At 62.5% G+C, this 21,153-nt stretch carries 20 protein-coding genes and 1 pseudogene; 15 read left to right on the forward strand and 6 right to left on the reverse strand.

The annotated features are described in order from the left end of the window. Nucleotides 1–209: hypothetical protein (locus WCA85_RS18560; RefSeq protein WP_424066340.1), on the reverse strand; the 209-nt coding region annotated here is incomplete at its 3' end. Between WCA85_RS18560 and rqpR the strand changes: the two genes are divergently transcribed. From rqpR to WCA85_RS18620, 12 genes and pseudogenes are all read left to right on the forward strand, one after another. Next, the gene (gene rqpR, locus WCA85_RS18565; protein WP_424066341.1) at nucleotides 196–852 is read left to right on the forward strand and encodes a response regulator transcription factor RqpR; all 657 of its coding nucleotides are present in this window, start codon (nucleotides 196–198) and stop codon (nucleotides 850–852) included. The genes WCA85_RS18560 and rqpR overlap by 14 nt on opposite strands. A 283-nt stretch (nucleotides 853–1,135) precedes the next feature. After that, nucleotides 1,136–2,542 carry an amino acid permease gene (locus WCA85_RS18570; protein WP_424066342.1) on the forward strand — a complete coding sequence of 469 codons (1,407 nt, stop codon included), beginning with the start codon at nucleotides 1,136–1,138 and terminating at the stop codon, nucleotides 2,540–2,542. A 340-nt stretch (nucleotides 2,543–2,882) separates the two neighbouring features. Then, nucleotides 2,883–3,401, forward strand: coding sequence for a (2Fe-2S)-binding protein (locus WCA85_RS18575; protein WP_424066343.1), 519 nt, complete (start codon nucleotides 2,883–2,885; stop codon nucleotides 3,399–3,401). A gap of 10 nt (nucleotides 3,402–3,411) precedes the next feature. After that, nucleotides 3,412–5,793, forward strand: coding sequence for a xanthine dehydrogenase family protein molybdopterin-binding subunit (locus WCA85_RS18580; RefSeq protein WP_424066344.1), 2,382 nt, complete (start codon nucleotides 3,412–3,414; stop codon nucleotides 5,791–5,793). Nucleotides 5,794–5,807: 14 nt separating this feature from the next. Further along, entirely contained in the window at nucleotides 5,808–6,605 is a 798-nt protein-coding gene (locus tag WCA85_RS18585) for an FAD binding domain-containing protein (RefSeq protein ID WP_424066345.1), read from the forward strand. 23 nt (nucleotides 6,606–6,628) lie between these two features. Further along, the gene (locus WCA85_RS18590) at nucleotides 6,629–7,516 is read left to right on the forward strand and encodes an AAA family ATPase (protein ID WP_424066346.1); all 888 of its coding nucleotides are present in this window, start codon (nucleotides 6,629–6,631) and stop codon (nucleotides 7,514–7,516) included. Further along, nucleotides 7,495–8,790: a vWA domain-containing protein gene (locus WCA85_RS18595; protein WP_424066347.1), complete on the forward strand. Its 1,296-nt coding sequence runs from the start codon at nucleotides 7,495–7,497 to the stop codon at nucleotides 8,788–8,790. The genes WCA85_RS18590 and WCA85_RS18595 overlap by 22 nt, the downstream gene beginning before the upstream one ends. After that, complete coding sequence (locus WCA85_RS18600; RefSeq protein ID WP_424066348.1) at nucleotides 8,781–9,389, forward strand: CoxG family protein; 609 nt, start codon at nucleotides 8,781–8,783, stop codon at nucleotides 9,387–9,389. Before WCA85_RS18595 ends, WCA85_RS18600 begins: the two co-directional genes overlap by 10 nt. Next, nucleotides 9,362–10,384, forward strand: coding sequence for an XdhC family protein (locus tag WCA85_RS18605; protein WP_424066349.1), 1,023 nt, complete (start codon nucleotides 9,362–9,364; stop codon nucleotides 10,382–10,384). Before WCA85_RS18600 ends, WCA85_RS18605 begins: the two co-directional genes overlap by 28 nt. A gap of 295 nt (nucleotides 10,385–10,679) precedes the next feature. Then, nucleotides 10,680–10,985 (forward strand): annotated as a pseudogene (locus tag WCA85_RS18610) (type II toxin-antitoxin system RelE/ParE family toxin); the annotation flags it as partial. A gap of 52 nt (nucleotides 10,986–11,037) precedes the next feature. Next, a complete protein-coding gene (locus WCA85_RS18615; protein ID WP_424066350.1) occupies nucleotides 11,038–11,370 on the forward strand; it encodes a helix-turn-helix domain-containing protein in 333 nt (110 codons plus the stop codon). A gap of 184 nt (nucleotides 11,371–11,554) precedes the next feature. Beyond that, nucleotides 11,555–13,492, forward strand: coding sequence for a DUF3857 domain-containing transglutaminase family protein (locus WCA85_RS18620; RefSeq protein WP_424066351.1), 1,938 nt, complete (start codon nucleotides 11,555–11,557; stop codon nucleotides 13,490–13,492). Nucleotides 13,493–13,549: 57 nt separating this feature from the next. On the opposite strand, the gene WCA85_RS18625 is transcribed toward WCA85_RS18620, so the two are convergent. Both WCA85_RS18625 and WCA85_RS18630 read right to left on the reverse strand, forming a co-directional pair. Further along, nucleotides 13,550–14,578 (reverse strand): serine/threonine protein kinase, encoded by a 1,029-nt coding sequence (locus tag WCA85_RS18625; protein WP_424066352.1) that lies wholly within the window; start codon nucleotides 14,576–14,578, stop codon nucleotides 13,550–13,552. A 69-nt stretch (nucleotides 14,579–14,647) separates the two neighbouring features. Then, nucleotides 14,648–14,860, reverse strand: coding sequence for a hypothetical protein (locus WCA85_RS18630; RefSeq protein WP_424066359.1), 213 nt, complete (start codon nucleotides 14,858–14,860; stop codon nucleotides 14,648–14,650). 386 nt (nucleotides 14,861–15,246) lie between these two features. On the opposite strand from WCA85_RS18630, the gene WCA85_RS18635 reads away from it, so the two are divergent. Further along, a complete protein-coding gene (locus WCA85_RS18635; protein WP_424066353.1) occupies nucleotides 15,247–16,527 on the forward strand; it encodes an MFS transporter in 1,281 nt (426 codons plus the stop codon). A 243-nt stretch (nucleotides 16,528–16,770) separates the two neighbouring features. After that, nucleotides 16,771–16,953, forward strand: coding sequence for a hypothetical protein (locus WCA85_RS18640; protein ID WP_424066354.1), 183 nt, complete (start codon nucleotides 16,771–16,773; stop codon nucleotides 16,951–16,953). Here WCA85_RS18640 and WCA85_RS18645 read toward each other — a convergent pair. Beyond that, nucleotides 16,950–17,981, reverse strand: coding sequence for a fatty acid desaturase family protein (locus WCA85_RS18645; RefSeq protein WP_424066355.1), 1,032 nt, complete (start codon nucleotides 17,979–17,981; stop codon nucleotides 16,950–16,952). The two genes, WCA85_RS18640 and WCA85_RS18645, sit on opposite strands and share 4 nt — an antisense overlap. 179 nt (nucleotides 17,982–18,160) lie before the next feature. Then, nucleotides 18,161–19,204, reverse strand: a complete 1,044-nt coding sequence (mgrA, locus tag WCA85_RS18650) for an L-glyceraldehyde 3-phosphate reductase (RefSeq protein ID WP_424066356.1) — start codon at nucleotides 19,202–19,204, stop codon at nucleotides 18,161–18,163. Nucleotides 19,205–19,424: 220 nt separating this feature from the next. On the opposite strand from mgrA, the gene WCA85_RS18655 reads away from it, so the two are divergent. After that, nucleotides 19,425–19,631, forward strand: a complete 207-nt coding sequence (locus WCA85_RS18655; protein ID WP_424066357.1) for a DUF3185 family protein — start codon at nucleotides 19,425–19,427, stop codon at nucleotides 19,629–19,631. 86 nt (nucleotides 19,632–19,717) lie between these two features. Here the strand turns inward: WCA85_RS18655 and WCA85_RS18660 are convergent, their stop codons facing one another. Then, nucleotides 19,718–20,479 carry a phytanoyl-CoA dioxygenase family protein gene (locus WCA85_RS18660; protein ID WP_424066358.1) on the reverse strand — a complete coding sequence of 254 codons (762 nt, stop codon included), beginning with the start codon at nucleotides 20,477–20,479 and terminating at the stop codon, nucleotides 19,718–19,720. Between the last annotated feature and the right edge of the window lie 674 nt (nucleotides 20,480–21,153).

A 21,153-nucleotide genomic window follows, 5' to 3' on the forward strand; every position in this document is an offset into this window, starting at 1 on the left:
GTCACTTTGGCCTCGCCGGCATGCGCGCACGCTGCGCGGCCTTCGATGGCACTGTGCAGATTAGCGCCCGAGGCCGCGACCACGAGGGCGCCCAGATGCGTGGTACCACCGTACGCGCCCGCTTCGCCTGGGACGCGATGCTCGCGGGGGACGCGTGCGCCGAACGCCGCGTCCAGTTCTCGTGAGCGCGCGGTCATGAGTTTGCGCATCCTGATCGCCGACGATCACGCCGTGGTCCGCCAAGGCGTGCGTCAATTGCTACTCGACCGGGGTGTCGCGGTTGAAGTCGCCGAGGCTGAAACAGGCGCGGACGCGCTCGCCGCCGTCTCCAAACACGTATATGACGTGGTGCTGCTCGACATCTCGCTGCCCGACATGAACGGCGTCGAAGTGCTCAAGCGCCTCAAGCGCAAGGCGCCGCGCGCGGCCGTGCTGATGTTTTCGATGTACCGCGAAGACCAGTACGCAGTCCGGGCGTTGAAAGCCGGCGCCGCCGGCTATCTGTCGAAGACGGTCGACGCCGCCCAGATGATCGGCGCGATCCAGCAGGTCGCGGCGGGCCGCAAATACGTCAGCCCGGCCATGGCCGAGGCGTTGGCGGATTACGTCTCGTTCGACGGCGAGCAGATGCCGCACGAAAAGCTCTCCGACCGCGAATATCAGACGCTGTGCATGCTGGCGTCGGGCAAACGCCTGACGGATATCGCCCTCACACTGTCCCTGTCGGTCAAGACCGTCAGCGTGTACCGGACACGGTTGCTCGAAAAGATGAAGCTGCGCAACAACGCCGAACTTACCTTCTACGTAATGAGCAACCGGCTCGTCGACCTGAACCCGGCAATGGCCGGTTGATTCGGGCACCGCGTATCAATCCGGTAGCCGTCGCCGCCGCCGGACACCTCGAACCGTTAGGCGATTCACGCCTTAGTCACGCCTTGTCGCGAAAAAGCCTTGCCGTGCCTTCTGGGCAACCGCAAGGTTAGCGCCGAAATCCCGACATTACGGCCATATTCCGCCCCCAACCACGGAGGCCGGCGTATCGTCCCAAAAAGGTGTCTGATCCCATATCCGCTAAAATTGAGGGTTTCCCGACATTCGGCGCGCAAGATGCGTGCACTACCGGAGACCCTCGCCAATGTCCCTGTTTCGCAAGAAAAGCGTCGAGCACATGATCGCGGCCAGCGCTGCCGGCGCCGGCCTGAAAAAGGCCCTCGGCGCGCTTGACCTCACCTTTCTAGGTGTCGGCGCCATTATCGGCACCGGCATTTTCGTGCTGACAGGCACGGGCGCCGTGCAGGCCGGCCCGGCCCTGATGGTGTCGTTCATCTTTGCCGCGATCGCCTGCGGCTTTGCCGCGCTGGCCTACGCCGAGTTCGCCTCGACGATTCCGGTCGCCGGGTCGATCTACACCTACTCGTATGCCACGCTCGGTGAACTGGCGGCGTGGATCATCGGCTGGGATCTCATGCTCGAATATGGGCTGGCGACTTCCGCGGTATCAGTGGGCTGGTCGGGGTATCTGCAATCGCTGCTGTCGGGCTTCGGCGTTTCGCTGCCGGTCGCGTTGACGGCTGCCCCGGGCGCCGTGCCCGGTCACGAAACCTTGTTCAACCTGCCCGCCTTCCTCGTGATGATGGCCATCACCGCGCTCCTGTCCGTGGGCATTCGCGAGTCCGCGCGCATCAACAACGTCATGGTGGCCATCAAGGTGATCGTGGTGCTGCTGGTGATCGGCGTCGGTGTATTTCACGTGACACCCGCCAACTGGCACCCGTTCATGCCAAACGGGTGGAACGGCGTGTTCGGCGCGGCCGCGGTGATGTTCTTCGCGTTTATCGGTTTCGATTCGGTATCGTCTGCTGCTGAAGAGGTGAAGAATCCCAAACGCGATCTGCCGATAGGCATCATCGCGTCGTTGGGCGTGTGCGCGGTGCTGTACGTGGCCGTCGCTGCGGTGGTCACGGGTATCGTGCCGTCGGCGCAGTTCGCCAACATTTCCCATCCGGTGTCCTACGCATTGCAGGTCGCGGGCGAAAAGTGGGTCGCAGGCTTTATCGATCTCGGCGCCGTGCTCGGCATGCTGACCGTGATCCTCGTGATGGCCTACGGCCAGACGCGGGTGATCTTCGCGATGTCGCGCGACGGACTGCTGCCCGCCAAACTCTCGCGTGTGCATCCGCGTTTTGCGACGCCGTTCCTGACCACGTGGCTCGTCGGTATCTTCTTTGGTCTGATCGGCGCGCTGGTACCGCTCAATGTTCTCGCGGAACTGATCAATATCGGCACGCTGGCGGCATTTTCGATGGTTTCGATCGCCGTGCTGGTCTTGCGCAAGACTCACCCGGATCTGCCGCGCGCCTTCCGCTGCTCCGGCGTCCCGGTCGTGCCGGTGCTCGCAGTGGCGTCGTGCCTGTTCCTGATGGTGAACCTGCAACTGATCACGTGGATCGCCTTCGTGATCTGGTTGTTGATCGGCATGGTGATTTACTTCAGCTACTCACGCCGGCATTCAAAGCTCGCGCAGGGCGTGCAACATCACTAACGTGAAAGTTCTGCTGAACTGAACGCCGCCCACCGGCGCTCACCCTCCAGCAAAACGGCACGCCTGCCTACGCAGCGTGCCGTTTTTTTTGCCCGGCCGGGGCCGCCGCGCCCGTCATACCCGTAAGCCGGACGATTTCCCCCGATAGCACCCCCGAGCGATTTGTGCTTTACTTTTCGGTGGAACCATAAAAAGCACAAACCGAAGCGAGCCCTCACAGCAGGCAGGCGGAAGGTAGTGGATGTGGGCCGCGCCGGTCTCGAATTCCCCTGGCAACCATGTTGCATGGGACCGGAGTAAGCGCTGAAGCGCTAACTCCGGTCGACAAAGGAGACAGTTCATGGCGATCAGCATCAGTCTGACGGTGAACGGCGCACCCGTTACCGCCGAAATTGAACCCCACACCCTGCTTGTCCAGTTTCTACGCGATCAACTCCGGCTAACCGGCACGCATATCGGCTGCGATACCGCTCAATGCGGCGCATGTACGGTTGATCTGGATGGGCGCGCGGTCAAATCGTGCAACATCCTCGCGGTGCAGGCGGAAGGCGCCAGCATTACCACCATCGAAGGTCTCGCCAAAGACGGTGAGTTGCATCCCATGCAGGCGGCGTTTCGTGCCTGTCACGGTCTGCAGTGCGGCTTCTGCACACCGGGCATGGTGATGAGCGCGACTTCGCTCGCCCGACGCCAGCCTGATCTGACCGAAGCGGACGTACGAGCCCAGCTCGACGGCAACCTGTGCCGCTGTACGGGGTATCACAACATCGTCAAGGCCGTGCTTGAAGGCGCTGCCGGCATGAAGGCCGGCGCGCCCAGGCAAGCCGAAACCCAAGCCGACGCCAAAGTCACCGCCTGAGGAGACGACGATGAACGCACCCGACCCGCATCCGCTGATTGGCGCCTCAGTTCAGCGCAAAGAAGACTATCGCTTCCTGACCGGCAACGGTCAGTACACCGACGATATCGTCCTGCCCCAGCAAACCTATGCCGTATTTCTGCGCTCCCCGTACGCGCACGCGCGGATCAAGAGCATCGACACGGCCGCGGCGAAGCAGTCGCCTGGTGTCGTTGCCGTATTCACCGGCGCAGATATGGCGGCCGAAAACGTCGGCGGACTACCGTGTGGCTGGCTGATTCACAGCGTCGACGGCAAGCCCATGAACGAGCCACCGCATCCGGTGATGGCGCATACCAAAGCGCGCCACGTCGGCGACCAGGTGGCGCTGGTGATTGCCGATTCGATCAAGGCCGCAAAGGACGCCGCCGAGCTGATTGAAGTGGATTACGACGTGCTGCCCGCTACCGTGGACCCAGCTCATGCAGCCGATCCTGGCCAGCCTGCCGTCCACGACGAAGTGCCCGATAACACCTGCTACACGTGGGGCCACGGCGACAAAGCGGCCACCGACGCCGCCTTCGCCAAAGCCGCGCATGTCACGACGCTCGATATCGTCAACAACCGTCTGATCCCGAACGCCATTGAACCGCGCGCGGTGAATGCGAGCTGGTCGCCGCAGGACGATAGCTACACGGTGTATGTGGCGAACCAGAATCCGCACGTCGAGCGTCTGCTGATGGCGGCGTTCGTGTTGTCGCTGCCTGAATCGAAGCTGCGCGTGATCGCGCCGGACGTGGGTGGCGGCTTCGGTTCGAAGATCTTTCTGTATGCGGAAGATGTCGCGCTGACCTGGGCGTCGAAAAAAATCCGCCGGCCGGTGAAATGGACTGCTGAACGTTCGGAGGCCTTCATCTCCGACGCACACGGCCGCGACCATGTGACAAAAGCCGAACTGGCGATGGACGCCGACGGCAAGTTCCTCGCGATGCGCGTGCACACCATTGCCAACATGGGCGCGTACCTGTCGACCTTCGCCTCGAGCGTACCGACCATCCTCTACGCGACGCTACTGGCGGGCCAATACGCGACCCCGGCCATTTATGCCGAAGTGAAGGCGGTCTTCACCAACACAGTCCCCGTCGATGCCTATCGTGGCGCGGGGCGGCCGGAGGCTACCTACGTCGTCGAGCGCCTGGTTGAAACCGCTGCGCGCGAGATGAACCTGGACCCCGCGGAGATACGCCGCCGCAACTTTATTCGCAGCTTCCCGTATGCGACGCCAGTGGGCCTCACCTACGACACTGGGGATTACGAAACGTGTCTGGCACGCGCGCTGGAACTCGCGGACGTGAAAGGCTTTGCGGCCCGCAGGCAGGCGTCGGAGCAAAACGGCAAGCGGCGCGGGCTTGGCTACTCATGCTACATCGAAGCGTGCGGCCTGGCGCCGTCGAACATTGCCGGTGCGTTAGGCGCGCGAGCGGGTTTGTTCGAAGCCGGCGAAGTGCGGGTCCATCCGACCGGCTCCGTCACCGTGTTCACCGGCTCGCATAGCCACGGCCAGGGACATGAGACGACCTTCGCTCAGGTTGTCGCAGACCGGCTGGGCATTCCGCTCGCCAACGTCGAGATCGTGCACGGCGATACCGGGCGCATTCCGTTCGGCATGGGCACGTACGGCTCGCGTTCGATCGCAGTGGGCGGCTCGGCCATCATGAAGGCACTCGACAAGATCGAAGCAAAGGCCAAGAAAATCGCCGCGCATCTGCTCGAGGCTGCGGCGGAAGACATCGAGTTTAAAGACGGCGTGTTCCGCGTCGCCGGCACCGATCGCACCAAGGCGTTCGCGGATATCTCGCTCGCGGCATACGTGCCGCATAACTATCCGCTCGACAAGCTCGAACCCGGCCTCGACGAAAGCGCCTTCTACGATCCGACGAACTTCACTTATCCGGCAGGTGCCTACATTTGCGAAGTGGAGGTAGACCCAGAAACCGGCGAATGCCGCATCCAGCAATTCACCGCAGTCGACGATTTCGGCAACGTGATCAATCCGATGATCGTCGAAGGACAGGTGCATGGCGGCCTAGGCCAAGGGATCGGGCAGGCGATGCTCGAACGCTGTGTGTACGACTTCGAGAGCGGTCAGCTGCTATCCGGCTCGTACATGGATTACGCCATGCCACGGGCTTCCGATCTGCCGAGCTTCACCGTCGAAACCGCCAAGGGCACGCCGTGCACCCATAACCCGCTGGGCGTGAAAGGCTGCGGCGAAGCCGGCGCGATCGGCTCGCCGCCAGCGGTGATCAACGCGATTCTCGATGCGCTGGCGCCGCTCGGCGTGAAGGATCTGCAGATGCCGGCTACGCCGCATCGCGTGTGGTCCGCGATCCGCGCCGCCCAACAACCCTGAATGGAGCAGCCGACATGTACGCATTCGACTATCAACGTGCGGCCGACCCGAAAGCGGCAGTCGCCGCGCTCGCCGGTGACAGCGACGCCAAATTTCTCGCAGGCGGTCAGAGCCTGTTGCCGACCATGCGCCTGCGTCTGGCGCAACCCTCGAAGCTGATCGACGTGACACGTATCGCCGCGCTCAAGGAGATTCGCGTCGACGCAAACACGGTTACGGTCGGCGCTGCCGTCTGCCACGCGGATGTGGCCGAGCATGCCGAGATCCGCCGCGTGCTGCCGGGGCTTGCCAGTCTGGCGGGGCATATCGGTGACCGCCAGGTGCGGGCGCTGGGCACCATCGGCGGCTCGCTCGCCAATAACGATCCCGCCGCCTGTTATCCCGCTGCCGTGCTGGCGCTGGGTGGGACGGTCGTGACGGACCGGCGCCGCATCGCCGCCGACGACTTCTTCGTCGGCATGTACGAAACCGCGCTCGCACCCGACGAGCTGATCACCGCGGTCGAGTTTCCGGTCGTCGAACGCAGCGGCTACGAAAAATTCCGTAATCCTGCCTCGCACTTTGCGCTAGTGGGCGTGTTCGTCGCAAAGCACGCAGGCGGTGTACGGGTGGCGGTGACGGGCGCGGCGGCCTCAGTGTTTCGTGCGGCGGAACTGGAAAGCGCGTTATCGTCGGATTTCACGCCGGCAGCCGCGCGAGCGGTCACCGTCTCTGCGGATGACCTGAACGCGGATATGCACGCGAGCGCCGAGTATCGGGCGCATCTGATTCCAGTGCTGGCTGCGCGCGCAGTGACGACGGCGAACGGGTAGCGCGAGGCGCGGTGAGGAGCTACATGCAGCCCGTTTCAATCGACGACACGCTCGCCCAACTCGCCGCCCAGGACTATTTCGCCAATCGGGAACTGGCGACCGCGCTGTTCCTCGCCTTGCGCATGGAGCGGCCGCTGTTCGTCGAGGGCGAGCCGGGCGTGGGCAAGACCGAACTGGCCAAAGCGGCTGCCGGTCTGCTCGGCACCTCGCTGCTGCGGCTGCAATGCTACGAAGGTCTCGACACCGCGAGCGCGCTCTACGAATGGGACTACCCGCGCCAGATCATGGCGCTTAGGCTCGCGGAAGCGGCCGGTGAGCGTCCCGGCAACGACACGCTCTACCGCAGCGAATTCCTGCTCAAACGCCCGTTGCTGCAAGCCCTGATGCCTGACGAAAAGCATCCGGGGGCGCGACGGGTGCTGTTGATCGATGAGATCGACCGCGCCGACGAACCGTTCGAAGCTTTCCTGCTGGAACTGCTATCGGACTTCCAGGTATCGATTCCTGAATACGGCACGGTGCGCGCGGATCAGCCGCCGCTTGTGGTGATGACCTCCAACCGTACGCGCGAGGTTCATGACGCGCTTAAGCGACGCTGTCTGTACCAATGGATCGGCTATCCCGAACGCGACCGGGAACTGGCCATCGTCGCGGCACGCGCACCACAGACCAGCGCGGCATTGCAGCGGCGCGCTGTGGATTTCGTGCATCAGTTGCGCGGCATGGATCTGTTCAAGGCGCCAGGCATTGCCGAAACAATCGACTGGTGCCGCGCGCTGGCGGCATTGAGCGTCACCGAACTCGATCCACAATCGGTGCAGAACACGCTCGGCGTCCTGCTCAAGTATCAGGACGACCTCGCGCGCATCGACGCTGCGCAGATCGCCCAATGTCTGTCCACGGCGCAATGATGGCGATGAACGCTCCCTCCAGTGACGAACTGGCGCCCACCCTCGCGCACAACGTCGTGCATTTCGTTCGGGTGTTGCGTGGCGCCGGTCTGCCCATGTCGCCTGCGCAGGCAGTGGACGCCATCGCCGCCTTGCAATGGATCGACCTCGGACGCCGCGACGACGTGCGCTCCGCGCTTGCCGCGCTGCTGGTGTCCGCGCCGGACGAACACGATATCTTCAATGCCGCTTTCAATTTGTTCTGGCGCGATCCCGACTGGGAAGGCAAGCTACGCGCGCTACTGTTGCCCAAGGTGCGCAACGGCCTGCCTCCGCCAAAACGCAACAACCGCCTCGCCGATGCCCTCGCCGCCCGGCAGCCCCTCACACGCGGAGCCCACGCCGCGCCTGAAACCGAGCAGCACGAACTGCACGCGCACGTTACCTTCAGCGCGGAAGAACGCCTGCGTCATCGTGACTTCGACACGCTCACCGCGGACGAATGGCGCACGCTACGTCACGTGATACGCGGCCAGCGCCTGCCGCTTGCCACGGAACCGACGCGCCGCCTCAAGGCCGCCTCGCGCGGCACCCACGCGGACCTGCGCGCCAGCGCCCGTTACGCGGTACGGGCGGGTGGCGACTGGACCGTGTGGAAGTACCGCGCCGTGACGGAACGCAAGCCACCGCTCGTGCTGCTGCTCGACATCTCAGGCTCGATGAGCGCCTATTCGCGCGCCGTGCTGTATTTCTGCCACGCGTTGCTGCAATCGCGCGAACGTCTCCAGGTGTTCCTGTTCGGCACGCGCCTCACCAATGCGACTCGCGCGCTGCGCGAACGCGACCCGGACGTGGCAATCAGCATGCTCGCCGATCAGGTGGTGGACTGGTCCGGCGGCACGCGCATTGGTGCGACGCTCGCCGAATTCAACCGCCGTTGGGCTCGCCGCGTGCTGACCGGCCGGGCAACCGTCCTGCTCGTCACCGACGGTCTCGATCACGAAGCCATTCCTGTGCTTGATACCGAAATGGCGCGCCTGCGCCGCTTCGCCCACCGCATCATCTGGCTCAACCCGCTGCTGCGCTACAGCGGCTTCTCACCCAAGGCGCGCGGCGTGCAGGCGATCCTGCCACATGTGGACGCGCACCGGCCGGTTCATAATCTTGACTGTCTGACTGCGTTCGGCCGTGATCTCGCGCAACTGACGCGTGCGCCGCGCATCGCCGCAGCCGCCACGATTAGCAAGCATGAGACGGCTTCGCAGGGGACAACAGGAGCACCGCGATGGAATTGACCGAAAGTTATACGCTGCCCGCATCGCAGCAACGTACATGGGAAGCGTTGAACGATACCGCCATCCTTCGTGCATCCATTCCCGGTTGCGAGAGTATCGAGGCAGACGGCGAAAATGCCTACGCGCTGTCGATGAGCGCGGCGGTCGGGCCAGTCAAGGCACGCTTCAAGGGCCGTATGCTGCTGACTAACATTGACGCACCGCATACCTATACGATCGTCTTTGAAGGTCAAGGCGGCGTGGCCGGTTTCGGCAAGGGCGAGACCCAGGTGACGCTCGAACCGGAAGGCGCCGAGGCAACCAGGCTCACCTATACGGCGAGCGCGCAGGTCGGCGGCAAGCTCGCGCAGATCGGCTCACGGCTGGTCGACGGTGCCGCGCGCAAGCTAGCCGGCGAATTTTTCAAACGCTTCACCGCTCAGGTGACCGGTGAAGGCGCTGGCGCGGTTGCAGAGGAAGCGGACACGGATACGTCTACGGAAGCTTCGGCGACCGGCGCAGCGGATTCCGAATCCGGCGGCGCCCAAACAGGTCAGACTGATGATCCGGACCAAGCAAAAAGGAAGAAATCATGGAAAGCGTGGATCTCGAAGTCCTGAAGTCAAGCGCACGCTGGCTCGAACAGGGACATCGCGCGCTATTGGTGACGGTGGTCAAGACGTGGGGCTCGTCGCCGCGTCCCGAAGGCGCCATGCTGGCCGTGCGTGACGACGGGCTCGTGGTGGGCTCGGTGTCGGGCGGCTGTATCGAAGACGATCTGATCGAACGGGTCCGGCAACGCGGCATCGAGCAGACGCGGCCCGAAGCAGTCAAGTACGGTATCACGGCGGAAGAGGCGCACCGCTTCGGGCTGCCCTGCGGCGGCACGATCCAGTTGGTGCTCGAACCGCTAGGTCAGGAAAGCGGTATCGCCAGGTTATGCGAGGCGGTGGAGGACGGCAGCCTGATCGCACGGCGCGTCGACATGGCCACGGGCGCGGTGCATCTCGGCCCCGCTCAGGCTACCGACGGTGTTGACTTTGATGGCGAACGGTTGCTGACGATCCACGGTCCGCGCTACCGCATGCTCGTTATTGGCGCGGGGCAGTTGTCGCGCTACCTGTGCCATATCGCCGTGGGCCTCGACTATCAGGTGACGGTCTGCGATCCGCGTGAAGAGTACACCGACGAATGGGACGTGCCCGGCACAAAGATCGTCCGCACGATGCCGGACGATACCGTGCTCGAGATGAAGCTCGACGAGCGCTGCGCGGTCATTGCGCTGACGCACGATCCGAAGCTCGACGACCTCGCGCTGATGGAGGCGCTCAAGACGCCCGCGTTCTATGTCGGCGCGCTCGGATCGCGGCGCAACAACGCCGCGCGGCGCGAGCGGCTCAAGGAGTTCGACCTGAATGATACCGAACTGGCGCGACTGCACGGGCCGGTGGGCATCTATATCGGCAGCAGGACGCCGCCTGAAATCGCTGTGTCGATTCTCGCGGAAGTGACGGCGGCAAAAAACGGCGTGTCGCTGCCCACGCTGCTGCAGGTCGAAGGCGCGAAGGCGGCTCGGGAAATTGCCGCGAGCGGTGGCGCGGCTTGCAGCGTGTAGTCGTTATTTGGCCCGTTGCAACGCATTGCAGGATGAAGGGTGACGTCGACTGACGTCACCCTTTGCATTGTCTGACTGCCCCTCTCTTCGTTCGCATTCCTCTTCAACGTTAGCCATCTGGCTGACTGGCAGCACTTTCCCAAATCCATAGCATGACCTCATGCACGGCTCACTCGAAGCCGCGCGGCACGCTCACGCATGGCACTTGTGATTTCGGTTCCGGCGTCCATGATTCGTGAGCACGTCACTACAATTATTCCTTTGACGGAATATTCCTTTGAGGTTATATTTATCCATGACGTGGGAAGTTGAATACACCGACCCGTTCGGTGAATGGTGGGATGGTTTGACGGAAGAGGAGCAGGAGTCGGTCGACCATGGAGTCCGTTTACTAGAGCAGGTCGGACCGGAATTGCCTTATCCGCACTCCAGTCAGATCAAGGGTTCAAGATACAACCACATGCGTGAATTGCGGATTCAGCACGCGGGTAAACCGTACCGTATGCTCTATGCGCTCGACTCGCGTCGAACTGCCATCTTGCTACTCGGTGGAACCAAGACCGGCAACGATCGGTGGTATGCGCAGAATATCCCTCGCGCGGATGCTTTATATCGTGATCACCTGGCGCAGCTAGAACTTGAGGTAGCTAACGATGGCAAAAAAATTCTCAGAATTGCGGGCGAAGATGTCGCCAGCAGCACAGGCCCGCTCGGAGCAAAAAGCGAAAGAAACGCTGGCCGAAATGGCGCTCTCCGAAATGCGCCGCGCGCGTGGATTCTCGCAGGAGGAACTCGCGGGCTTGTTGAACGTGAAGCAGCCGAGCATCGCCAAACTCGAGCAGCGAACGGACATGTATATCTCGACGCTGCGTGATCACATTCACGCGTTAGGCGGCGAACTGGTCATGTTTGCGCGTTTCCCCGAGGGCGACGTGAAGATCAGCGCGCTGGGCGCGATGGGCACGGGTACGGACAGGTTGGCCTGACAGACGCCTTTCGCAATGGCCAGTTGGCACTCGTTCGGCGCGGCCCGGTGCGTGCAAAGAGCCGTCGCAACCGTAGCCGGTGGGCGCAGTTTTATGCGCGGCAGCCGCTTGACAACTACCTTCTGTCAACCGACTCTGAGCGGTGCACGTCACCAACATGATCGTTCGGATGCCTGAACCTGCCATGCGCCACGTAAGCCTTGTCTGCATTGCCCTTGCCGGCTGGCTCGCGAGCGCGTGCGCCGCCAGCACCGGCATGTCCAGCAAACCGGATGACCCCTATACGAACGAGGGCGAAACCCAGACCTACACCGTCAACCCGGACGGCTCGTACACCAAGCTCGACAGCATGACGCTACGCGTAAACAGCGAGGCCGGCGTGGCGCGGGCGGCGCAGCAGTACATCTGGTTCAATCGCAACATGGCGGATGTCCAGGTCATCGAGGCCTACACGACTGGTGCGGACGGTGCGCGACACGACGTTCAGCCCGATCAGATCCGCGACGTGCAGGAAGCGCGCTCATTCGACGCGCCGATGTTCCAGGATATCCAGGAAAAGGTCATCGTCTTTCCCGCGGTCGAACCTGGCTCTCGTGTGCATCTCACCTACCGCAAGACACAGAGGGTGCCGATCGTCGCAGGTCAATTCAGCGACTTCACCCCGCCGGATCTCGCACCGACGCACAACTTCCGTCTAATTTACGACCTGCCCGCAAACAAGCCGCTCTACGCCGATGCACGCGGATTTACGGTCGAACCGCCGGTGACGCACGAAGGTCGCACCCGTTACGAATTCCGCTACGACCGGGCGCATTTCAGCCGTCTGGAACACGGCTCAGTGGCTTACGTGTCGTACGGCGACCGGCTGATGGTTTCCACCTTCACGGACTATGCCGCGTTCGCAGCAACTTACCGCGCGTCGGCGGCCGACCCGAGCGCGCACGACGCTGCGCTCGTGCAGCTTGCACGCTCACTTACGGCGCACGACCCGTCGCCGCGCGTAAAGGCCAAGACGCTCTACGACTGGGTCCGCCGCAACGTGCGTTATGTCGCGATCAACGTTGGACGCGGCGCGGTCGAACCGCATCGGGCCAGCGCGATCCTCGCGGACCGCTACGGCGACTGCAAGGACCACGTCGCACTTTACGGCGCGTTGCTCGATGCCGTGGGCATCCGCAATGAACCGGCGCTGATCAGCAACGGCACGATCTACACCCTGCCGAGCGTGCCGGGCTACGGCGTGATCAATCACGTCATTACCTGGTTGCCCGACTTGCAGATGTACGCCGACTCGACCGCGTCCTACGTGGAATTTGGCTTTCTGCCGTCGTCGGATATGAACCGGCCCGCGATCCTCGTCAACGAAGGCACGCTGGCGCAGACGCCCCCGACCGCCGCGATGGCGCACCGTACCGATCTGTCGATCACAGTCGCGCCCGATGGCTCCGCGAGCTTCGTCTACCAGCTCGAAGCGTCCGGCTGGTCAGCCGAACAGGGCCGCGCGATGTTGCGCATGCAGACGCCTGCACAACGTGAAGAGTCTATTCAAGCCGAGTTGCACAGCGCGAACCTGAACGGCACGGCCACGCTGTCCACCAGCGACCTCACCGCAACTGACGGTCCGCTAACGATCACGATGAAAGGCACGCTGGAAAGTCTGGTGGTACCCGGCACCGCCGCCTCCATTCCGGCGCTGACGAGCCTGGCCGGCGGTTTCAGTGCGGATGCGCAGTACTGGCTGGGCGAACGCGAGCGCACACAACCTTTCGTCTGCCACAACCTTGAAATGCATGAACACGCGCGGATTGCGCTGCCGGCCAATTTCCGCGTGCTCGACATGCCGGAGGCACTGCAAACGCAGGATCGCTACCTCGACTTCCATTCACACTACACATTCGATCCACAAACCAACATCGTGACTATGACGCGCGACGGCAGCACGCATTTCCCCAGCGATGTCTGCACGCCCGACGACTTCACCCAGATGCGTCCCGCCATCGAGGCCTTGGGGCGTGACGTGCGTGCCGAGGTGATCGTCAAGTCGACGCTCGTCGAAACGTCGCATGTCGCGTCGTTCGCGCCGGGTTCACCAAGCGCACCGTCTTCGCCGTTCGGCCCGTAAGGCCGCAATGTGTGCGTAGCGTGCTGCGCGAGAAGTAGTAACGCCGCTTAGCAAGCGTTAAACCGGCCAGAGCGGTCCTTCCTGCATCGCGCCCAGTTGCTCGCGCATTTCGAGAATACGGTCTTCCCAATAGCGCTGTGTGTTGAACCACGGAAACGCCGCCGGAAACGCGGGATCGTCCCAGCGTCGCGCGAGCCACGCCTGGTAGTGAATCAGCCGCAGCGTGCGCAACGCTTCGATCAGATACAGTTCGCGCGGCTCGAACTCGCAGAAGTCCTCGTATCCGGCCAGCAGGTCGGTGAGGGCGAGCGATGCTTCGGCGCGCTCGCCCGGCAGAAGCAGCCACAGATCCTGCACGGCCGGTCCCATGCGACTGTCGTCGAAGTCTACGAAGTGCGGGCCGGCATCGGTCCACAACACATTGCTCGGATGACAGTCGCCGTGCATGCGTATAGCGCGCACTTCACCCGCCCGCTCAAACGCCTGTTCCACGCCTTCGAGCGCGAGATTGACGACGGTTTCCCATGCGGTGCGCACATCGTCCGGTACAAAACGTTGGGCGAGCAGAAAATCGCGCGGTTCGTAGCCAAACGTCTGAATATCGAGTGTGGGGCGCGCCGCGTAGTTTTGCGTTTGCCCCACCGCATGGATGCGGCCAATAAAGCGGCCGAGCCATTCGAGCGTATCGCGCCGGTCCAGATCAGGCGCGCGACCGCCGCGCCGCTCGAAGATCGAGAAGCGAAATCCATCAAATGTATGCAGCGTGCGGCCTTCGAAGACGCGCGCCGGTACCGCCGGAATCTCGCGCGCGGCGAGTTCGGCAACAAACGCGTGTTCTTCGAGAATCGCCTCGTCCGTCCAGCGTTCGGGCCGGTAAAACTTCGCGACGACAGGCGGCCCGTCCTCGACACCAATCTGGTAGACGCGGTTTTCGTAGCTGTTCAGAGGCAGCATGCGCCCATCGGTGCGCACGCCGACGGTGCTCAAGACGCTGTCGATAGCATCGAGCACACATTCCGGCTTTAGCCGGGCAAAAGGCACGGCACCGGAGACACCGTCCTGCAGATCATGGGTTTCGTCGTTCATGCCCGCATTGTGCGCCGCGCCGCCGTCAAAGACGAGCGCCGCAGCGACACCTGCGAGCACGAGCCGCGTTTAGTGTATCTGCGCGCTGGACGGGCGGACGAGTTCGCCCGTATCGATCAGGTCTTCGAGGAAAAAGGGTTCAGTGTTGAGATGCTGCGAAGTGCCGGGCTCACCGGCGTACCACGCCACCATCGCCATGTCGCCGAGAATACGCATGACTATCCCGCGCGCACCTTGTGGTACGGCGATATGCACGGAGCGGACAATAGAACCGACTTGCATGATATTTCCCCGTTCTCCCATTGCCGGCTTTATGGAAATCGTGCCGGTCGATGTGATGATAAAAAGCGCCGCTTCGCCGATAACGTTGCAAACGCACCTGATTCTCTCCGCGTCGGGCGCGGCGGTAATCGAGTTCACTGATGCAGATGACCTCACTGTACCGCATGCCGATGAGCCATCATAAACCCTGCCGCGCCGCTGTATCCAAATCTCGCGCCTCAGGTCACACTTGCGACCACGCTTGTCGTGACCCTTTGGCCATCTGAACATCCGCGTGGGACGGACCCGAGTGATTCACCAACCGCTCTCGTTGCCGGGCTGGAAGGCGCTATGCGCGCAATCGGGGTATCGTTGAGTCCTTTGCCATGGCGCAAGGAGATCCATTCGTGACCGCATCGCCGGAACCCCACCGGACTGCTTCTTCAGCTGTTCCACCGTCTCACGCTGCTTCCTCCACGTCGCCCTCCGCCGTGCCCTATCTGGAACGCGGCACACCTGCTTACTGGCGTGCGAGCCTGGCGCTTTTATTCGCAGGCTACGCGACCTTCTCGTTGCTCTACTGTGTGCAACCTTTGCTGCCCGCGTTCTCGAGCGCTTTCGGTGTGAGCCCTGCTCAAAGCAGTCTGTCGCTTTCGGTGACGACGGCCGCGCTTGCGCTCGCGGTGTTCGTTGCCGGCTTCGTTTCGGAAGGCTGGAGCCGTCACCGGTTGATGACGCTTTCGTTGAGCGTCTCCGCGCTTCTCACGTTAGGCGTTTCCATCGCGCCGCAGTGGCACCAGTTGCTGGTATTGCGCGCACTTGAAGGGCTTGCGCTCGGCGGCGTGCCGGCCGTCGCGATGGCGTATCTCGCTGAGGAGGTTCATCCGGATGGGCTCGGCCTGGCGATGGGACTTTACGTTGGCGGCACCGCGATCGGCGGCATGGCGGGGCGGGTGATCACCGGCGTGGTCGCCGATCTGTTTTCCTGGCGCGTCGCGATTGGCACGATTGGCGTACTCGGCGTCCTCTCGATGCTTGCGTTTCGCTCCCTCCTGCCACCCTCGCGTCACTTCGTGCCGCGCCGGGGACTTGGCTTTACACATCATCGCCTGGCGCTGGCGCGACAGTTCACGCAGGCTAGCCTGCCGGCCCTGTTTCTGATGGCGTTCGTTTTGATGGGCAGCTTCGTTACGCTCTACAACTACATAGGTTACCGCTTGCTCGCGCCGCCCTATCACCTGAGCCAAACGGCGATTGGCGGTATCTTCGTCGTCTATCTGACCGGCGTGGTCGCCTCGCCATGGTCGGGCCGGATGGCCGATACCTTTGGCCGCGCTCGCGTGCTGACGGGCGGCGTCGTGATCATGCTGATCGGGCTCGGATTGACGATGCTGCAGTCGATCCCGGCCATCGCCGCGGGCATTGCCTGCGTCACGTTTGGCTTTTTCGCCAGCCACGCGGTAGCTAGCGGCTGGGTTGGACGGCTAGCGAAGGAAGCCAAGGGACAAGCGGCCGCGCTGTATCTGCTGGCCTATTACCTGGGGTCGAGCATTGTCGGTTCGTATGGGGGGCGCTTCTGGACGGCACACGGCTGGAATGGCGTTGCGGGATTAGTCGGCATGCTGCTGGCGCTGGGCATAGCCGTTTCGCTCTGGCTGCGCAGACGCGAACGGGTCGGCGCCGCCTGACTACAAGCCCCGTCGGAAAGGCCATTGTAAGCGTACGCTTCACATCTACGTGCACAAACGGCGGCCTGTGCATCGCTGCACAGCCCCGCCTGGCAAGGTTTCGATGCGCTGCACAAGCTCGCTGCAGCGCCGCAACCTGTCTCCACACCGGTCAAACTCTGGCCTATACTCAAATCAAGCGTGACAGCCAAATTACTCTAGAAATAGCTGCTGACGCCGCGAGGACATCATAAGGAGACAAGCATGACCTACTTCACAATCGGCGATTTCATCCTGGTCATTCCGATGGCGCTAGCCGGCGCGTTGTTTGTCGGCGCGCTGCCCTGCAAGACGGAGTTAAGGCACAACGTCTTCCGCGTGCTTGGCGCGCTTCTCGGTGTCGGAGTCGCGGTTCTGCTCGTGGAAGGACTACCCGCGCTGGTTTAGCAGGTGCGGGACCCGGGCTCGTTCGAAGGCACTGTGGCGTCGAGTGCGCCCGGACCTTTGAACTGACGTAGTGCGCTGCTGAAATAGGCGGGTTGAGTCCATTCGTCTGATTCACTGCGGACTTCATGCGCAAGTGCGGGCAGGGCGGTCCACGGCAACGTCGGCTGCTGATGATGCAATCGATGCAGATGATGATTCATCAGCACACCTTGCCATATACGCGGAACGCGGAAATTGCGCGCACGTCCGGGCTCGTCGGGTCCAACACCATGATGCGGCAGGTTGTCGGCGAGCGATAGCCAGCCACCTCGCAGATACATCATCACGGCCAGCACCGGCCACCACATCCCGTAGAAGTAAAAAGCCGTCGCAAAGAGCGCGAGCGCCAGCAACGCGTCACGCCGGATTCGAGCACGCCGCGCGGGATCAGCCGCGAAGCCGCCAAAGAGACGTTGCACGTCGGCACCCACCGGCCCTTCTGCGCCAATTGCATGAGTCACCATCGAACGCGCCATGTTCGCGGGTAAAAAAGCGAGCACTGGCAACACAAGTTCCCCCACGTACAGGCCGCCCAGCAAGCGCGCGTAATAGCTGAGTCGGGTGTGCCACAGAGGCCGCGTTGGGTCCACGACGTCCGGGCGATCGAACGGTTCGCGGGTAAAGCGATGATGCATCAGGTGTCCGAAACGCACGGCGTCGAACGGAAGCGCGAAGGCAATCGCCAGAGCGCGCGCAACGTTCTCGTTCAGATGTCGCCGGGCAAACAGTTGCCCGTGAATTGCCTCGTGGATCAATCCCCAGTGCGTGGGCGTCGATATGACCAGCGGCACGATCAGCAGCAACGCTGGTGTACCCCAGTCACGTAGCAAAAACGGCAGCCCGAAGAGTTGTAGCGCCAGCGCTAGCGTCACCGCAATCAGCCACGCGAGATTGGCGCGCACATCAATCGTGGCGCGTCGCGGCGTGCGCCGCGCTTGTCCCGCGGTTGGTGTCGTCGATCCAGCTTGAGCGGCCGCACTTCGGTCCATCTTTCCTCCGTCGAGTCGTGATCGGAGGCGACCATAGCAGCGCTGTATGACAGCGGGAAGAATGGCGTTGGAGTCGCAGGACGTCGCGTCTGAACACCCACACCCATAGAGAAAAAGCCGCCTTACGGCGGCTTTCAAAACCATTTCCGGAGCAACACCTACGTTGCCTCGTGCGACGTTTAAACCGCCTGATCCGTGGACGGCTTTTCCCACAGGTTCACGCCACCCTCGATCGCAAATCGGTCAATCTCGGCCAACTCCTCTTTCGAGAACTCGAGGTTCTTCAGCGCGCCAGCGTTTTCGATCACCTGTTCGGGCTTGCTCGCGCCGATCAGCGCCGACGTGACTCGTCCACCGCGCAGCGTCCATGCAAGCGCCATTTGCGCGAGGCTTTGACCGCGTCGTTGCGCGATATCGTTGAGCTTGCGGATGTGCCCGAGGTTTTGCGGGTTCAGATGATCCTGCTTCAACGAGCCGCCACCCGGCTTGTTGACACGTGCATCCTGAGGCACGCCGTTCAGATACTTGCCGGTCAGAAGCCCTTGCGCGAGCGGCGTAAAAGCAATGCTGCCCGTACCCAGTTCGTCGAGCGTATCGAGCAGTTCTTCTTCGACCCAACGGTTCAGCATGTTGTAAGCCGGTTGATGAATCAGCAGCGGCACCTTGTACTCGGCGAGCAGCTTGGCCATCTCGCGAGTCTTGGCGGCCGAGTACGACGAAATACCCACGTACAGCGCTTTGCCCTGCTGCACGATGCTCGCCAGCGCACCAGCGGTTTCTTCGAGCGGGGTGTCAGCATCGAAGCGATGCGAATAGAAAATATCCACGTAATCGAGCCCCATGCGCTGCAGGCTCTGATCCAGACTCGCGAGGATATATTTGCGCGAACCGCCGCCCTGACCGTACGGACCTGGCCACATATCCCAGCCAGCCTTCGACGAGATCAGCAGTTCATCGCGGTACGGCTTGAAGTCGTCCTTGAACAGACGGCCAAAATTGGTTTCGGCGCTGCCATACGGAGGGCCATAGTTGTTCGCCAGATCGAAGTGCGTGATGCCGAGATCGAACGAGGTACGCAGAATCTCGCGCTGCGTCGAGATCGGCGTGGTATCGCCGAAGTTGTGCCACAGGCCAAGCGACAGCGCCGGCAGTTTGAGGCCCGATTTGCCGCAAACGCGGTATTGCATGTCCGAATAGCGTGCTGAAGCTGCTTCGTAAGCCATTGCTTGAGTCCTTGATGAAAGCGAAAGGAAAGAGGGCCGACCCGGCGCGCTGCCGGTCATTGTTGTTTCGCGCGGGCTTGCGCGGTTCATTGCAGGTGAGGCGAGGCCAATATCTTAGCCAATCGCCGCGCCTGGTGCAGGGACCCATTATGCGGGACGCACATGGACGCGGCCGCGCTGCTCCCCTAAACTTCGACGACCCTTTTATTGGAGGAAGTTCATGACCAAAGCGATTTCGATTGCCCTGCTTGTCGGCGGCGTGGTGTTACTGTATTTCGGCGGCCAGGCATTCCATTCGCTGAGCAGCGATGTGTCGCGCGTGTTCACCGGTTCGCCGACCAACAAGGCCATCTTCCTGATTGCCGGCGGTGTGGTGGCATCGCTAGCGGGTCTGATCGGGATCGCTACGTCGAGCGGCAGGCGCTGAAAACAGGCAGTGCGATTCGCTTACGCGGCGGATCGCCCCTTTGATTCACGGGCCGGCCCGCACGGGACAGCCCCGGCCAACCGCAATCAGAATGCAACTTCCGGTTTGGAAGCCGAACGAGACCCCGGCAGCGGAACATTGCTCGCTCCGTGGTACGTGTACACCAGCGAGAATTTCACCGCATCGCTGAGGTTCTTGCCGGCCGAGTGCAGCGTATTGCAGTGGAAGAACACGACGTCGCCCTTGTTCAGTTCCGGCGACACAGCCGTGCGAATCTGCGCGACGTTCTCGGGCAGATCGGAACGGAAAAATTTCGCTTGATCGAAACGATCCGACGTGAAAGTCGCGTTATGCGATTGCGGCACGAACCACAGGCCACCGTTATCCACGGTCTCCGATCCCAGCGCCAGCCACGTGGACACCAGATCGTCCCGCTCGAACGACCAATAGCGCGCGTCCCGATGCCAGCCGGTCAGGCTGCCGTACGCAGGATGCTTGGTCATCATGCAGTTGTGATGCGCGCGCGACAGACGCGGCTCTTCACCGAAATACAGTTCCATCCAGCCGCGAACGTCCGGAGCTGTGGCCCATTGCGCAAAACGCGCGTGGCGCGAATAGGCGTCGAGCAGGCGGCGCACGGTATGGCCGCCGGGTGCATGCCTGGACTCCGGCGCGCCCGGATAGCGCAAGTCCGCTTCGAACTCGATCGGGGCCGCCGCTTCCTCCAACTGTTGCTGCGCGATCTGCTTCAGTTCGTCGCAGCGCTCGGGCGCCACCAATCCCGGCACGACGACAAAGCCCTGCTCGCGCAACCTCTGAACCTGTTCTTTTTTCGAATGAAATGACATGGGTGTTCCGATACCTTCCACTAGCCGATGCTCGATTGTAAAACGGGCGCGATCGGCGTGCGGCGCTTTCCTGCGTGGCGATCCGGGGGAGCGCATCGCCATGTCAGCGGCTGCGCGGCGAGTGAACGGGATGAGTCGCGTACTGCAGTTGCGCTCCAGTCGCGCTCATCGGGCCGCAGCGCCGTGGCGCATCTGCTGCACCTGGTAAGGGCAGAGGTGCACGTCAATTGGACACAAAGGGCGCGATCCGGGCTGCATCGTCTGCCAGCTGACCCCGTAAAAACCCGTAGAAGGTCGGGGTAACACGGACTTCCTTGCGTCACGTTTCACGTGTAGCCTCCCGGCATGTTGAATGTATTTGCAGTTCTTTCCCTTGGCGCGCGGCCCACTCCGGCCCATGCCGCCACTCCCAATGAGTTTTCAGGCGTGCCCATCGATACCGCTGGCATGTTTGCTGCATATTTTTGCAGCACATCCGCCCTGCGATCCGCTGCCTACCTTTGAAGCCATGCACACTCTCCTGAGCACCCGCTTGACCCGCGCCGCCCTCAAGGCAGCGCGTCCCGCCCGCCGTCACGTGGTGCGGGCGTTGCGCCATCACGCCACCCGTACTCGTGCGCTCGCCGGGCAATGGCGCGACGCCAAACCAGTCGACGGTATCCGCACCTGGTTCC

Origin of the sequence: Paraburkholderia sp. (assembly GCF_049581445.1) — a bacterium.
Lineage (GTDB): Bacteria > Pseudomonadota > Gammaproteobacteria > Burkholderiales > Burkholderiaceae > Paraburkholderia.